The organism is Arthrobacter sp. zg-Y1110, from assembly GCF_025244865.1.
Lineage (GTDB): Bacteria > Actinomycetota > Actinomycetes > Actinomycetales > Micrococcaceae > Arthrobacter_B.
The window spans coordinates 3230876-3245418 of sequence record NZ_CP104272.1 but is presented as its reverse complement, the minus strand read 5'-3'; the positions used below and the strand labels follow the sequence as shown (position 1 = coordinate 3245418).

12 protein-coding genes are annotated in these 14543 nt (G+C 62.5%); 3 read left to right on the top strand and 9 right to left on the bottom strand.

The window, feature by feature from the left end; all coding sequences use genetic code 11:
• Positions 1 to 22: 22 nt before the first annotated feature.
• Positions 23 to 1024, bottom strand: a complete 1002-nt coding sequence (locus N2K99_RS15170) for an acetamidase/formamidase family protein (protein ID WP_227932817.1) — start codon at positions 1022 to 1024, stop codon at positions 23 to 25.
• A 317-nt stretch (positions 1025 to 1341) separates the two neighbouring features.
• Between N2K99_RS15170 and N2K99_RS15165 the strand changes: the two genes are divergently transcribed.
• Complete coding sequence (locus N2K99_RS15165; RefSeq protein WP_227932818.1) at positions 1342 to 2109, top strand: Ltp family lipoprotein; 768 nt, start codon at positions 1342 to 1344, stop codon at positions 2107 to 2109.
• Between the two features lie 79 nt (positions 2110 to 2188).
• Here N2K99_RS15165 and N2K99_RS15160 read toward each other — a convergent pair whose 3' ends face one another.
• The 6 genes from N2K99_RS15160 to N2K99_RS15135 all read right to left on the bottom strand — a co-directional run bounded on the left by N2K99_RS15160 (position 2189) and on the right by N2K99_RS15135 (position 8891).
• Positions 2189 to 3802: an alpha-amylase family glycosyl hydrolase gene (locus N2K99_RS15160; protein WP_227932819.1), complete on the bottom strand. Its 1614-nt coding sequence runs from the start codon at positions 3800 to 3802 to the stop codon at positions 2189 to 2191.
• On the bottom strand, positions 3799 to 4689 hold the full coding sequence (locus N2K99_RS15155; RefSeq protein ID WP_227919672.1) for a carbohydrate ABC transporter permease: 891 nt from the start codon (positions 4687 to 4689) through the stop codon (positions 3799 to 3801). Before N2K99_RS15155 ends, N2K99_RS15160 begins: the two co-directional genes overlap by 4 nt.
• Positions 4689 to 5696, bottom strand: coding sequence for a carbohydrate ABC transporter permease (locus N2K99_RS15150; RefSeq protein ID WP_227932820.1), 1008 nt, complete (start codon positions 5694 to 5696; stop codon positions 4689 to 4691). The genes N2K99_RS15155 and N2K99_RS15150 overlap by 1 nt, the downstream gene beginning before the upstream one ends.
• 80 nt (positions 5697 to 5776) lie before the next feature.
• Positions 5777 to 7099: an ABC transporter substrate-binding protein gene (locus N2K99_RS15145; protein ID WP_227932821.1), complete on the bottom strand. Its 1323-nt coding sequence runs from the start codon at positions 7097 to 7099 to the stop codon at positions 5777 to 5779.
• Positions 7002 to 8150, bottom strand: coding sequence for a LacI family DNA-binding transcriptional regulator (locus tag N2K99_RS15140; protein ID WP_227932822.1), 1149 nt, complete (start codon positions 8148 to 8150; stop codon positions 7002 to 7004). The genes N2K99_RS15145 and N2K99_RS15140 overlap by 98 nt, the downstream gene beginning before the upstream one ends.
• A 177-nt stretch (positions 8151 to 8327) precedes the next feature.
• The gene (locus tag N2K99_RS15135) at positions 8328 to 8891 is read right to left on the bottom strand and encodes an MOSC domain-containing protein (protein ID WP_227932823.1); all 564 of its coding nucleotides are present in this window, start codon (positions 8889 to 8891) and stop codon (positions 8328 to 8330) included.
• A 329-nt stretch (positions 8892 to 9220) separates the two neighbouring features.
• On the opposite strand from N2K99_RS15135, the gene N2K99_RS15130 reads away from it, so the two are divergent.
• Positions 9221 to 9718, top strand: a complete 498-nt coding sequence (locus tag N2K99_RS15130; RefSeq protein ID WP_260554680.1) for a hypothetical protein — start codon at positions 9221 to 9223, stop codon at positions 9716 to 9718.
• 280 nt (positions 9719 to 9998) lie between these two features.
• Positions 9999 to 10799, top strand: a complete 801-nt coding sequence (locus tag N2K99_RS15125; protein WP_227932825.1) for a hypothetical protein — start codon at positions 9999 to 10001, stop codon at positions 10797 to 10799.
• Positions 10800 to 11052: 253 nt separating this feature from the next.
• Here the strand turns inward: N2K99_RS15125 and N2K99_RS15120 are convergent, their stop codons facing one another.
• Both N2K99_RS15120 and N2K99_RS15115 read right to left on the bottom strand, forming a co-directional pair.
• Positions 11053 to 12099 (bottom strand): alkene reductase, encoded by a 1047-nt coding sequence (locus N2K99_RS15120; protein WP_231711712.1) that lies wholly within the window; start codon positions 12097 to 12099, stop codon positions 11053 to 11055.
• 299 nt (positions 12100 to 12398) lie between these two features.
• Positions 12399 to 14486 carry a hypothetical protein gene (locus N2K99_RS15115; RefSeq protein WP_227932827.1) on the bottom strand — a complete coding sequence of 696 codons (2088 nt, stop codon included), beginning with the start codon at positions 14484 to 14486 and terminating at the stop codon, positions 12399 to 12401.
• Between the last annotated feature and the right edge of the window lie 57 nt (positions 14487 to 14543).

Below are 14543 nucleotides of genomic sequence, written 5' to 3'. Positions count from 1 at the left end.
CCTCCGGAGCGGGTTGTCGGGGTTAGAGAAGTTCTTCGCTGCGCCGGCGCAGGTCTGCGTGCAGCCCGTCGTAGGCAGCGGCGGACGGGAACAGGGCCTTGCGTGCCTTGACCACCACGGAGTAATTGGCGTCCACGGCGTTGGCGATCGGTGCCTGCGCCGTCTGGGTGAGCAACTGGTAGGCATCCATCTGGTGCAGGCCGAAGAGCTCGCCGAACCAGCGCACCATCTCCACCTGGCCGATGCGCCAGGAATCCTCCATGGGCCGGGACGAGCCGACGGCCATCCACTCTGCGTCGGTCTCCAGCCTCGGCCAGGCGGGTGCGCCGCCCTTGATCAGGTCCACCAGGATCGTGGAATGCATGGCCCCTTCCACGGCGGTGCCGCAGGCTTCACCTTCGCCCTGGCGGTAATGCCCGTCGCCGATGGAGAACAGCGCGCCCGGCTGGTTCACCCCGAGGTACACGGTGGTGCCGGCCTTCACCTCCGGGGCGTCCATGTTTCCGCCGAAGCGTTCGGGGACCAGGGAGGAGCGGACCTCCCCGCCGGGAGGAGCCACCCCGACCGTTCCCAGCATGGGTTCCAGCGGCAGGGCCACTTCAAAGTCCCCGAACCGGGCGGAGAAACCGACGGTGGAGCGGGCGGAGTCCACGTGGTAGATCCAGGTGGTGTCCGGCAACGGATCCTGCAGGAACGCGGTGCGGTCGGTGCTGGTGAGTCCGCCGAAGAACGGGATGGTGGCGGAGGCGCCGTAGCTCCGCGCCGGGGTCAGCTCCACGATGTGCAGGGCGAGGGTATCGCCGGGTTCGGCGCCTTCAACGTAGAACGGTCCGGTCTGCGGGTTTACGAAGTTGAGGTCGACCTTCTCGCTGGACAGGTCCTCGACCGTGGTCAGTGCGTTGTTGAAGGCGTCCTCCGACCAGAGCTTCAAGGCGGTTCCCGGTCGAACCTTCATCACGGGCTCGGCCCCGCCGAAGGTGTAGACCAGCTGGTCCGGACGCGGGTGGTACTCAAGGATTTCCATGGGGCCGGATGCTATCGAAGGTTTCCGGTTCTGGATATACGCGGCGGGGGACCGGGTGGACTGACGGCCTGCTAAGGCTCCCTCACTGAGTTCCGCCGGGATGGCTTGAGGAAGGAAGCTCGGTATTTCCCTGATTCAGCATTGCTGACCGCGATACAACATTCCAGTTGCCGCAATTTCTTTCGGTGCGGAAAGCCGCGGGTTTTCCACCGGCGAATATGCGTCGGGCCGCCGGATTTCGCCTAACCGGAACCACATGGCAGGATTCCCTTCGATAAACAGAAACGACCCTGATCACAGAAAAGGCAAGCCCGTTAATGAGCACCACCGACACAAGTTATATGACCACTACCGCCACCAAGAAGTCCTTCGTTGTGACCTGGCTGCTCGCACTCTTCCTGGGCACGCTGGGCGCCGATCGCTTCTACCTGGGCAAGATCGGGACAGGCGTCCTGAAGCTCCTGACGGGTGGCGGTTTCGGTATCTGGGCGTTGGTCGACCTGATCATCACCCTGACCGGAAACCAGAAGGATAAGCACGGTCAGCCTCTCGCCGGCTACCAGGAGAGCAAGAAGACGGCGTGGATCGTCACCGCCGTCGTCTGGGTTCTCGGCGTCGTCGTTTCGCTGATCATGCTCCTCACCGGAGCGCTGGCAGTCGGCTCGGCCGTCGAGAACAGCCAGGCAGTGTCCCAGGAGGACAGCGGCACGGTAGTCGAGGCTCCGGCTCCGACCGCGACTCCGGCTGAGACGTACATTCCCTTCGTGTCCGATGCGCCCACCCTGGACCCCTCCGTTCCGAAGGAGTACCAGGAGGTTATGCAGAGCGCTCAGGGCTTTACCTACATGTCCCTGAGTAAGGCTGACATGATCGACAAGCTGGTCTACACGGGCTACTCCCCGGAGGAGGCCCAGTACGCAGTGGACAACCTGGGCGTGGACTTCAAGGAACATGCGCTGAAGAAGGCCCAGGAGTACAAGGAGTGGGGCGACTCCCCCGAGGAGATCCACCACATGCTCGTCAGTGAATACGGGGAGAAGTTCACCCCGGAGGAAGCCGACTACGCCATTCAGAACCTGAAGTAGCCTGATTCCGCCGGAGCCCCGGCACCTTTATGGAAATAGCCAGAAGCGCACGGTTGCTTCTGGCTATTCCTTTGCCCGGTCAGGTGCGGGACTCCTCCCTGAGGAGCCAGACCGCACTGTCCGCGGGAAGCAGTCCCGCATCGGTCAGGGGCGATGATGCCAACACAACGCTGCCTTGCGGAAGGGCACAGGGCTCCTCACCCATGGCCACGGCAAGCAGGAACCGGTCCCCGCGCTCGCAGAGGAGCAATCCGTTGTCCTGGACGTGCCAGGTGGTTGCATCGTCGGGCGACAGGATCTCCTTCTCGATCAGTTCCCTGCGCACCCTCAGCGCCTCGGTCACCAGCTGCAGGGTCGACGCCGGATCATCCAGCTGCATCTGAACCGACCTGGATCCCCAGGCCGCCGGTACCGGCAGCCACGGATCTGCTGCCCCGGCGGGTGAGAACCCGTAGGTGTTCTCGGCTGCGACCGTCCACGGCAGCGGGACACGGGCCCCGTCACGGGATACCCCGGCCCGGGTCCACATGGGATCCGCTCGGGCGTGGAGCGGCACTTCAGCTTCGGGCAGGTTGAGCTCCTGGCCCTGGTAGATGTACGCGCCACCGGGCAGTCCCAGGATGGCGAGCAGGCCCGCACGCGCACGGAGGGTTCCGCGTTCACCGCCGCCGAACCGTGTCACGGAGCGGACAATGTCGTGGTTCTCCAGTGCCCAGGTCAGCGGCGCCCCGTGCTCTTTCCGAGCGGCTTCGAGTTCAGTGCCGACTGCGGCCCATGCAGCGGCATCCCAGCCCAGCTTCACGAAGGCAAACGCGAATGCCTGATGCATCTCGTCATGCCGGGTGTACCGGGCAGCGCGGTGCGGTTCCAGGTTCACCTCGCCTACCAGCACCCGGGTGGGGGAGTAGGAGTCGGCAACGCGGCGCCAGCGCCGGTACACCTCGTGCACTTCATCCTGGTCGGAGACCTGCGGGTTGGAGCGCAGGCCGTTGACGACGCCGTCGGTGCTGGCGGTGTCCGGCAGGCCGTCGGCCTTGAACAGGGCGTGTGCGACGTCGATCCGCAGGCCGTCCACGCCCTTGTCGAACCAGAACCGGAGCACGCCCTCGAAGTAGTCGCCCACTGCGGGGTTGCGCCAGTTCCAGTCCGGCTGCTCCGGGGAAAAGAGGTGCAGGTACCACTCCTTGTCCGTGTCCGAGCCAGGATTCACCCGGCTCCAGGCGCGGCCGCCGAAAACGCTCTGCCAGTTGTTCGGCGGGGTGTCGTCATCAACGCCGTTCTCGAAGTGGAACATCGCCCGTTCAGGTGAGCCTGAATCGGCGGCGACGGCAGCTTGGAACAGGGGATGCTCCGATGAGCAGTGGTTGGGCACCACGTCGAGGAAGATCCGAAGCCCCAGAGCGTGCGCCGCCTCGAGCACTTGGTCGAATTGTTCCATGGTGCCGAAGAGGGGATCGACCGCGCAGTAGTCGCTGACGTCGTAGCCCTGGTCCACCTGCGGGGAGGGCTGGAACGGGGTCATCCAGATGCCGTCTACGCCGAGGGAGGCAATGTAAGGCAGACGGTCCAGCAGGCCCGCAAGATCGCCTACCCCGTCACCGTCGCCGTCGGCGAAGGAGCGTGGATAGACCTGGTAGATGACGGCGTCCTGCCACCAGCCGGGCCTCTGTCCCCGGACGGTCGGCCGGCTCATTTGGTGGCACCCGAGGTGAGTCCCTCGACGATCCGCCGCTGGAAGATGAGAACCATGATCACCAGCGGGACGGTGACGATCACTCCCGCTGCCATTTGCTCACCGAAGGGTGCCTGGAACTCCGTGGCCCCGGTGAACTTGGAAATGGCGACCGTGGCAGTCTGCCGTTCGGGATCATTGATCATCGACAGCGCGATGATGAACTCGTTCCAGCTGTGGATGAACGTGAGGATCGCCGTCGTGAAGACGCCGGGCGCTGCCAACGGCAGGAGGATCTTCCGGAACGCCTGCCACTTGGTGCAGCCGTCAATCATCGCCGCCTCCTCCAGGTCGAAGGGAAGCGCCTTCATGAAGGTGGTGAGGTTCCAGACGGCAAGCGGGATGGCGAAGGACAGGTTGGGCACGATCATCGCCTGGTAGGTGTTGATCCAGCCGATGTCCGTGAACAGGCGCAGCAACGGCACCACCACGGAGATGCCCGGGAACATGGAGGTGGCAATAACGAGGCCGAGGATCACGGACTTGAACCGGAAGTTCAGCCGGGAGATGGCATAGGCGGCGAAGATCCCGAGGACCAGTGCCGCCGTCGTGGTGATGCCGGCGACGATCAGGCTGTTCAGCAGGGCCTGGCCGAACATCGTGGATCCGTCGAAGACCTTCAGGTAGTTCTCGAGTGAGAAGGGCTGGGGAATGAGGCTGTTGTCGAAGATGTCTGCCGTGCGGCGGAAGCTGGAGACCAGCATCCAGTAAAACGGGGACAGGCAGTACACGAAGATCGCCGCGAGGCCGAGGTACGTGAGGTAGCTCTTCGTGCCGCGCTTCTTGGGTTTCCGCTGCGGGGCGTCGTCAGGGGTGTCCGCGCGTGTCAGGACGGGAATCTGGGTCATCAGAGTGCCTTTGCCTTCCGGGAGCGGCCGGTCTTGCGGAGGGAGCGCATCTCCTTGGCTCCGGCGACGTCGGCGCCGAGCAGCTTCACGAAGACGATCGCGACCAGGGCAACGTAGAGGAACAGGACGACGGCGAACGCCGACGCCGAGCCGTAGCGCAGCTGGTTGGATTCATCCCAAGCGAGCATGGAGAGGGTCTCCACGGATTGTTTGCCGGGGCCGATCAGGACGAACGGCAGGTCAAACATCCGCAGGGCGTCGAGGAGACGGAAGAGGACGGCGACGAGCAGCGTCGGCTTCACGAGCGGGAGCGTGATTGAACCCAGCGTGCGCCACCAGCCGGCGCCGTCGATACGTGCGGCCTCGTACACCTCTTCCGGGATCACCTGCATCCCGGCGAGGACGAGCAGGCCGATGAACGGTGCCGTCTTCCAGACTTCGGCGATGATCACCGCGGCTTTCGCCTGGAAACCTTCGGCGGTCCAGAGGATCTCCGTACCGATCAGGGTGTTGGCGATGCCGTCCGACTGGAAGATCCAGCGCCACAGGAGTCCCGAGACTGCGGTGGGGACAGCCCACGGGATGAGGATGCTGGCGCGCAGCAGGCCCCGTCCCCGGAACGCCCGGTTCATGGCCAGGGCCAGGCACAGGCCGAGCACGGTCTCGAGGGTGACGGTGGTGAGGGTGAAGAAGGTGGTGTTGGCGAGGGCGTTCAGGAACCGTTCACCGGACTCTCCGACAAGGAGGTCGGTGTAGTTGGCCAGCCCGACGAAGGTCTCGCCTTCGGCGACGAACCCGTTCTCGTCGAGCCCGGATTCTTCCCGGAAGAGCGACTGGTAGAGGGCGGACACCAGGGGGTAGGCGATCACCAGGGCAAGGACCAGCAGGGTGGGGGACAGCAGCAGCGCCGCCATCCTGCCTTCGCCGGAGGTTCGGGAGTCGGGTTTGCGTTTTCCAGGAGGCTGGCCGTCGGGACGGCGCGGGGGCGCAGCGGTGCTGGTACTCATGGAGTTCCTAACTGTGCACGGGAATGGGAATCAAGCTGCGGAGGCGGCCGCCGGCACCGACGTCGGCGGCCGCCGGCGGCCTATTCGGCCGAGAGCTCTTCGAGCTTTGCCTGCATGTCGGCGAGGGCGGTTTCCGGATCCTTCTCCCCGGTGAGGGCCGCGTACGCCTCTTCCTGAATTGCCGTCGTCGTCGCGCCGTACTTGACGACCTGCGGGCGCGCCTGCGCGTTCTCCAGCGATTCCAGGAGCGTGGGATAGAACGGGCGCTTTTCTACGACGGCGGGATCCTCGAGCAGTGAGGGGTAGACGGGAGCCCGCGAACTCTTGTCCAGGCGTGCTTTCGACTCTTCCTCGCTGGTGAAGAACTTGATGAAGTCCAGGGCCGTTGCCTTGTTCTCCGTGAACGGTGAGACGGCGAGGTTCCGGCCGCCAAGCGTGGAGACCCCCGGATTGTCGCCGATGCCGGGAACCGAGCTGATGCCGAATTTGTCCACAACGGCGCTTGAGCCGTCCGTGGCGGTCAGCGAGGAGTAGACGAACGGCCAGTTGCGCAGGAACACGAGATCGCCTTCCTGGAAGGCGCGGCGGCCCTGCTCCTCGATGTAGGTGATGGCGTCACTGGGAACCAGGCCCTCGTTGAAGGCGTCGGTGAGCTGGGTGAGTCCGGCGAGGGCCTCGGGGGTGTCCACCGTCGGGGCGCCCTCATCGTCGAAGACCTGGCCGCCGGCTGATCCGACGGCTTCAGTGAAGTTCACCGTCAGGGCCTCGTTTTTGTCGAACTGGCCCGCGTAGCAGGACATGCCCTCGGCCTCGGGGAGGGCGAGGACCTTCTCGCACGCCGCCGTCATCTCTTCCCAGTTGGTGGGCGGGGCGTCGATGCCGGCCGCCTGGAGGAGGTCCGTGCGGTGGTAGAGCAGAGCGCCGTCCGTGTAGTACGGGGCGCCGTACAGCGTGCCGCGGTAGGTTGCGGTCTCCACTGCGGCTGGGACCATGGTGTCCGTGGGCAGTGCGTCCTCGGGCAGCGGAAGGATCCACCGGTTCGCGGCGAACTCGGAGGTCCAGACGACGTCGAGGTTCAGGACGCTGAAGGTCTCCGACTTGATCTGGGCGTTTTGCACCAGCTGCTGGCGCTGCTGGTCCGCGGAATCGGGCAGTTCGACGAACGTCACCTGCTCCTCCGGGTGCTCGGCGTTCCATTTGTCGATGGTGTCCTGCGCGGCGCCGGAGGCATCCCGGGAGGAGACATAGTTGATGGGTCCCCGGCCCTCGAACGCTGCGGCCGCGTCCTGCTGCGCTTCGGGTTCTTCACTGCTTCCTCCGCCGCAGCCGGTGAGGACCAGGCCGGAGATGGTCAGTGCTGCTGTTCCGAGGAGGATCTGTCGAAAGTGGCGTCGTTGCCTCATGCTGTGCTCCTTGTAGTGGCGAGTGGTGCTGGCTTTTTAGTGCTGGTCTCAGTGCTGCTGGTTTCGGGGCGGGCTGGTTTCGGGGCGGGCTGGTGGACCCGCGGGCAATGAGGGTGTGCGGCATAATCCGTGGCCCGAGGTCGCGGGTGCGCAGCAGTTTGGCGACCGCCGTCCGGCCCATTTCCTCCAGCGGCTGGGCGACGGTGCTCAGCGGAGGGTGGACGTGCTGGGACGTGGACGTGTTGTCGAAGCCGAGCACCGAGACGTCGTCGGGCACGCGGCGGCCGCGCTCCTGCAGTTCGTTGACGGCGGCGGCGGCCATCTCGTCGCTGACCGCGAAGACGGCGGTGAGGTCCGGTTCCTGCCGAAGCAGTTCATCCAGGCCCGGGGCGCCGCTGTCGTAGAAGAAGGTGCCGTGGGCGACGACGGAGGTGTGGCCTGCCTCCGCCATGGCCCGTTCGTAGCCGCGCTGGCGCGGGTGGGCGACGAAGACCGATGCCGGATCCCCGGCGAGCAGGCCGATCCGCCGGTGGCCCAGGGACAGCAGGTACCGGGTGGCGTCGTAGGCGGCCCGCTCGTCATCGATGGAGACGCTGGGGGAGCCGGACTTGTCGCTGATGGCGACGGAAATGAGCGGGATGTTCGGACCGAGGATCTGCCGCATTTCCGGTGTGATGACGGCCGAAATCAGGATGACGCCGGCGGCCCGGTAGGTCCGCAGCGTCCGCAGGTAGCCATCGATAAAGACGGACTGCAGTCCCGTCCGGCCAAGCATCACGGCGTACCCCTGCTCGCGTGCTGCTTCCTCGACGCCGCGCATCACCTCGGAGGCCAGCGCGTCGGACACCATAGGCGCGAGGAGCCCGATGACTGAGGTCTGCCGCGTCTTTAGCCCGCGGGCCATGAAGTCGGTCTCGTAGTTGAGGCGGGTTACGGCCTCTTCGACGCGGCGCCGGGTCTCCTCGGAATAGCCCACCAGACCGTTGACTACCCGGGACACGGTGGCCGGGGAGACGCCGGCATACTTCGCCACATCCCTGATGGTTGCCATGGCCCGCCTCCTCGTGGACTCATCCGTGGGCGCAAACGGTTTACGTAAACGGTTGCGCGATCTGCGTCACACCCTATGCGGAGGTGTGCGGGATCCATGACGTTTCGTAAACGGGCAGGAAAAATCCCCTCCGACCCGGGGTCTGAGGGGATTTTTTTGGGGCCTTTTACTGGGGAATCAGACGCACTTGAGCCGGCGTTGCGGCCCGGCCGGAAGCTCGACGCGGATCTCGTCGTCGATGTTCACCGCCCCGCCGCTCAGCACGATGCCCATGATTCCGGTTTTCCGCACGATCTTTCCGGCACTGTCGCGGGGCAGCACCGCTTTGAGCAGTCCGGTTTGGAAGGGGTCAATCTGCCGGCAGGGGTTCCGCAGCCCGGTTACCTGCACGACGGCGTCGGGTCCGATCCGCAGGAGTGTCCCCTCGAGCAGGTTCAGGAGGTCGATGCCGCGGGTGGTGATGTTTTCCCCGAGGTCACCGGGATGCAGCTCGAAGCCGTCCTGCGCCAGTTCGTCGAACAGTTCCGCATGGATCAGGTGCACCTGCCGGAGGTTGGGTTCCGTCGGATGGGATCGCTTTCTGAACACATGCTGCACGGTGCTGCCGGAATGTGCGTCTCCGTCAACGCCCAGCCCTTCCACCAGCAGAACCGATTCGACCCGGTCCTTGCTGAAGTTGTGCTTGCTGCTTTGACTGACCGAGACCACTTTCGGTCCTTGGGAATTGGAGCTGGCAGTCATTGACGGATCATTTCATATCCCGCGACGGCTTCGAATCCGATCCACCTACCGCTCGCTAATCTGACGGAGCACTATGAAGGTGTTGCCCGCTGGTATGTGGCCACGGAACGAACGACCAGCCTTGACCGCAGCTCTCCGCGCTCCCGCCGTCTGACCTTGGGCGGTTTCGAGGGCCGATGTTCACCTAGAGCCAATGGAGATCTACGATGTCCAACGTTTTCAACCCCGTTTGGCTGGTCCGCCGCGGCGAAAACCTGCACTGGATAACCCACCGGGTGAGATTTGAGCCCCGTCCCATCCTGGCCCATATCCAATTGACCGCGCTTAGCATGCAGAACGGCGAAAGGTTCCAGCCGTTCAAGCGGCAGTTCGCAAAAACCTATATCGAGACAAAGGAAACAACCATAGGACCGTGGGGGCCTATGGCCAATGAGGAAACCGACAATTTTGTCTGGATGGAAGCCGCCGATGAACTCACCTTCGTGCTCAAAACCGAGGGGATCGAGGGCTGCTCGGCGTTCGGCCTCCTCCACGACCGCGGCAGCCAAAAGACTCTCAGCAGCGTGAAAAAGACGGTCAGCCTGGCCGTTTTCGATGACGAGGGAACCGTTGTGGGACGCCATATCGAAGAGCAGCTGGAGGGCGGGGAGAAGCTTCATCTGGAGGACATCCAGGAGCAGGTGCTGAGAAGGGCCACCGCGTGGACGGACCGGAATGTCGACGTTGCTGAGGTGGATTTGACCGGTCTTCCGCAGAATGCGGAATTCCGCATCAATACCCGCACGCGCCGGCCGGTACCTCCAAATGACCCGGGTAGGAGCCAATGACGCTCGCCGGCCGGCTACGAGACCGGAGCCAGCTCCGGGTAGTCCGTGTAGTCGGCGCTCCGTCGGCGTAGACGGTGCCTCGGGCGAACTCGTGCAGCGGGTGGTCTTCCTGGCAGTGACAGGAGGCGGACCCGGTTCTCCGTGATCAGCGATAGTTATCGGTGCGAGTGCGAGTGCGGGTGATTAGTCAGGGAGTCGGATACCCCCCCCCCGGCAATCGACTGCAAAAATAATTGAAGTCGCATTTGCTCCCTGCAGTCTCACTAATTATTCTTCAGGGATGACCGAAGCAAGGAAAGTGCAACCGCACCCCGCAGGAAAATGTTGGTGGTGCGGGAAACCGGGTGACTCAGGCGAGCACAAGGTTAAGAAAACAGACCTCCGCCGCATATTTACGAACAAAAAGGAGTCAGAATCAATATTCCTGAGTCCTACAGCAGTCGAAACAAACAGTAAGCTGCGGATTATGCAAGGCCCCGATAGTAAACTGATAAAGTTTCCAAATATCCTCTGTAAAGTCTGTAACAATGCTCAAAGTCAACCATTTGATCGCGCATACACCGATTTCATTGCCTACTACGCTCGCCACCGCGAACGCATCATGGATGAACGTTCCATAGATTTCCGGAAAATCTATGGACGCAGCACTTGGCGGCGAGAAGTGCTGCACCTAAGTAAATACTTGCTAAAACACGCTGGCTGTAGAATCGCCGAACAAGGCTTCAAAGTGAACGAGAGCGTGGCTGCCTTTTTGAACTCCCCGGCCGCCGAACTTCCTGGCATTCACCTAGGTATGCACTTGGATACATCCCTCCAGAACCTTGTTGCTTCTGAGACAGCGGGGGAATTTGAGCTTCGGGTATTTCTTCCGGACTTGGATGTTCACTTTGCTGAATCAATTAGCGACACTGCATTCGGAGTTTTTAAAGAACAGCGATTATATTATATCAGTGGCAAGATGTTTATCGACTCACTTGTTTTTGAGTGGCAGGTATTCTATGAGGAACTGAAGAGCCCGCTCAGGTTCCCCTTTAGGAAGCCGGTATATAATCTAATTTTGACCGATTCCGTAAAACACTAGCGGTTTCCCTATCTATAACAGGGCCCCGTGGCCTTCTGTGATCTTTTGCAAAATCTGGATGTCTTTGCCGATCGATCCGACATAGATTCATTTGGTTTTCATTATCCCAAGTGTCCTTAAGCTAATGGGTTCTCCATCCGAAGACTGTCCTCAGATGGAATCGATGCTTATGGTTTGCACCCAATTCATCTGTTTGGCAGGACGACAGCAGGCCTCCCTCGTGGAGGGCCTGCCGTCGTCGTTCGTTTTTCGACTAGGAAACCGGAGCCAGTTCCGGGTAGTCGGTGTAGCCGGCGGCACCGTCGGTGTAAACGGTGGTCTGGTCGATCTCGTTCAACGGGTGGTCCTCCTGCCAGCGGCGGGCCAGGTCCGGGTTGGCGATCACGGGACGGCCGACGACGGCGGCGTCGGCCAGGTCCTCCTCGAGCAGCATGACGGCGTCCTCGCGGCTGGTGACCGTGCCGAAGCCGGTGTTCATCAGCACCGGGCCGCCGAAGCGGTGGCGCAGGCCCTGGACCATCTCGTCGGCCGGGTCGGCGTGCAGGATGCTCAGGTAGGCCGGCTTCAGATCGGCGATGCCGTCCACCAGGGCGGTGTAGGTGGCGGTCACGTCGGCGCGGTCGGTTTCCAGCACGCCCTGGATGTTGTGTTCCGGGGAGATGCGGATGCCGGTGTGCTCGGCGCCGACGGCCTCGGCCACGGCACGGAAGGCCTCGATGACCAGGCGGGCGCGGTTCTCCGGGGATCCGCCGTAGTTGTCGGTGCGGGTGTTGGAGACGGGGGAGAGGAATTCCTGCAGCAGGTAGCCGTTGGCACCGTGCAGCTCGACGCCGTCGAACCCGGCCTTCATCGCGTTCCGCGCGGCGGAGACGAAGTCCTGCACGACGCCGGGGAGTTCGGCTTCGGTGAGGGCGTGCGGCACCGGGAAGGGCTGCTTGCCGGCGTAGGTGTGGGCCATGCCTTCAACCGCGATGGCGCTGGGGGCGACGACGGGGCGGCCGCCGTTGATGTTTTCGTGGGCGACGCGTCCGGAGTGCATCAGCTGGGCGACGATCCGGCCGCCGGCTTCGTGGACGGCGTCGGTGACGCGCTTCCACCCGGCGACGTGTTCCTCGGTGACCAGGCCGGGCATCAGGGCGTTGCCCTGGCCGGTGAAGGAGGGGTAGATGCCGTCAGTGATGATCAGGCCCATGGAGGCGCGCTGGCGGTAGTGCTCGACCATGATGTCGGTGGGCACGCCGTTGCGGTCGGCGCGTACGCGGGACATCGGTGCCATGACGAGGCGGTTGGGCAGTTCCATGGTGCCGACGGTGAGGGGGGTAAAGAGTTTCACTAAGTGGTTCCTTCTGTTGCGTGCTTCAGCGCAGGAGGAGCCTGGGCTGAAGGTTCTACAGCGTGGCAACGCCGCGAACCGCTGCAGATATTCCACGGGCGCGGCGCATCACATGCGTCGGGTGCTAGCACTGCCGCCGGCACCCCGATGCATCAGCTCTAAAGCCTGTTTTCCAGCTGCAACTTGCGCCATGAATGGGCATTAATGATCGGTTTACGCATCTGAGTTAGGTCAAAAACCATAACCACTATTCGTGTTTCCATAACTTATCTGGAACTCGATGGATTGGTCCTGCTGCCTGGCACAGCAACGTGAATGACGTGGCGGGGCACCGAGTCGCCGTCAATACCAAAAATGGTATGCCCGATTAGAGACTTGATGTGCGGCGGCGGACCTGTGGGATCGAATGCCTTATGGCGCAGCGCGACTAAGAAACCAATCCGAATGTCATTCGTCTGATATGTAACTGTCTGCTTCAGATATGCCGTTCGATCGCTTAGCGGAAGTCTGGTTTCATCCACCTTCATTTCTACGTGGAGCGCGCAGGCATCGAATTTCAGCCTGATGTCAACCCGCCCACCTCCGACATGGGAGACCTCATACTCGACGCGGCCGCCGAGGTTGCCTGTCAGGTAGTTGTATAGATCTTCCTGGATGGCGTCCTCCTTCGCATTGGCATCGAAAAGGTATTTGTAATGCCCAGCCGAGGATGCGGTTCTGCTGACGAGGAAGTTGAGGATAAGCAGCAGGACTTCGTCGACGACTGATACGACTTGACCTTTGTAATCCGGGCTGGTGGACAGCGCTTCGCGCAACTGATCAAAGAGCTCTTGCTGTACAAGATTCAAATGTGCGCGACCGGCCGCTACGTGATCCAGCCGTTGCGCTATATCGGTAAGCGTCTTCGGCGAGACCTGTGCCAGCTGGTATTCGTCAACTGAACCAGCAGGCACAAGAAGTCTAAGCGTAGGTGGCAGCGGCGTGGATAGGACGCCGCTGCTTGCTTTTTCCGAGGCATCATCTCCCCTCGACACCCGCCGAGCGATCTCGATAATGCCATTGGCAGCGTGGAGCTGAGCGGACGCCTCATCGTTGAGTCCACCAGCTCCGCGCGAAGCAAGGTCGGCGACGTACTCCTCAAGGTTGCTCAAATGGCTAGCCTTGCTGGCGAAGCCGCTAGTGATGACCGGCTGAATCAGATCCTGAACGCCGGAGATGTCGATGCTGTGGGTGCCGACAGGGAACGTTCTTGCGCTGGTATAAATGGCCAGCAGATCCCGGATGACGACTTCAGCCTGATAAAAGCCATCCTTGCCTAGTTGCTTACCCATCCGTTCGAGATCATCGGCCAAAGCCGACCACGCGGTGAGTGTCACCCGCTTGGCGTCGCCGTACCAATGGTCTAAGCCGCTGGAGTCGACGCTGAATCTTCGTATCTGCTCACGCAAAACCGTCAATAAATTCCCCGAGAGCGGTGCTGTGCTCATGGCTCCGATCTCGTCACTGGACACGATCCCGGCGACGAGTTCGCGGAGAGCTTCGACAACGCTGAGCATTGGGTGTGCATCCGGTCGTTTATGGGCGTGCGCTGAGACTGCAAAAAACCTGGCAGCGTCTTGGAGGTGCGGGGCCATTTCCTGAACCGATGCGGCCCTCAACGAGCGGACCGTGGACACCATTGCGAGAGCCCATGCGGCATCTGACTCCACGGCATGGGTGAGCGACGGATCACCGCCGACCACCGCGTCAACGCCACCTATGACGCGGACAACCTCGACGAGCCGATCAGCTTCAGGCCAGACATCGACGGCTATGCTCACCGAACGGATGACAGCTCGCGCCATCGGAGCGACTGTTGGAGCGCCAAATTTCTGGAGCAACGCCAGCAATGAGAAGTGTGACCCGTACCCAACCGCAACGAGCCGTGTCATGACCTCGAGTGCGTCCGCCGATGCCAGGTCGGCGACCTCTGATCTTTCTCGTCTAAGAAATCCGGCAGCTACCGGCTCAAGGCCCTCGACGAGCCTTTCACCGACAATCTGGGTGATGACAGAGCTCGCCAGCAGCGCTTCAAGCGAGTCCCGAAGTAGGGATGGCTGCTCGGTAGCGATAACTGCGTCGGCGACCGCTTCCACCGCCGCAGCTGCGTCGCCATCCCCTTCCTCCGCATCCCTGGCGACGAGATTCGCAACTATCGGAAGTGCAGATTGGCCGATGAGAGTGGTGGCCCCGGAGGCGATTCGACCCCACCCGCCGAGGTCTTGGACCGCAGAGCTTGGAAAGGGTTTTCCTTGGGAGTTCCGAGCTACGGCCAGCACAGCGCCAGCGAGCGTTTCAGCATCGGGGCAGCTCATTTAGACTCCTCAATAAACTGACGATTCACATAATGGTTTTCGGATTACAGATCGAAC

Bases quoted from the DNA above. Each gene is read 5' to 3' on its own strand.
- N2K99_RS15170 (WP_227932817.1), bottom strand. From the start codon at position 1,024: ATGGAAATCCTTGAGTACCACCCGCGTCCGGACCAGCTGGTCTACACC.
- N2K99_RS15165 (WP_227932818.1), top strand. From the start codon at position 1,342: ATGAGCACCACCGACACAAGTTATATGACCACTACCGCCACCAAGAAG.
- N2K99_RS15160 (WP_227932819.1), bottom strand. From the start codon at position 3,802: ATGAGCCGGCCGACCGTCCGGGGACAGAGGCCCGGCTGGTGGCAGGAC.
- N2K99_RS15155 (WP_227919672.1), bottom strand. From the start codon at position 4,689: ATGACCCAGATTCCCGTCCTGACACGCGCGGACACCCCTGACGACGCC.
- N2K99_RS15150 (WP_227932820.1), bottom strand. From the start codon at position 5,696: ATGAGTACCAGCACCGCTGCGCCCCCGCGCCGTCCCGACGGCCAGCCT.
- N2K99_RS15145 (WP_227932821.1), bottom strand. From the start codon at position 7,099: ATGAGGCAACGACGCCACTTTCGACAGATCCTCCTCGGAACAGCAGCA.
- N2K99_RS15140 (WP_227932822.1), bottom strand. From the start codon at position 8,150: ATGGCAACCATCAGGGATGTGGCGAAGTATGCCGGCGTCTCCCCGGCC.
- N2K99_RS15135 (WP_227932823.1), bottom strand. From the start codon at position 8,891: ATGACTGCCAGCTCCAATTCCCAAGGACCGAAAGTGGTCTCGGTCAGT.
- N2K99_RS15130 (WP_260554680.1), top strand. From the start codon at position 9,221: ATGCAGAACGGCGAAAGGTTCCAGCCGTTCAAGCGGCAGTTCGCAAAA.
- N2K99_RS15125 (WP_227932825.1), top strand. From the start codon at position 9,999: ATGACCGAAGCAAGGAAAGTGCAACCGCACCCCGCAGGAAAATGTTGG.
- N2K99_RS15120 (WP_231711712.1), bottom strand. From the start codon at position 12,099: ATGGAACTGCCCAACCGCCTCGTCATGGCACCGATGTCCCGCGTACGC.
- N2K99_RS15115 (WP_227932827.1), bottom strand. From the start codon at position 14,486: ATGAGCTGCCCCGATGCTGAAACGCTCGCTGGCGCTGTGCTGGCCGTA.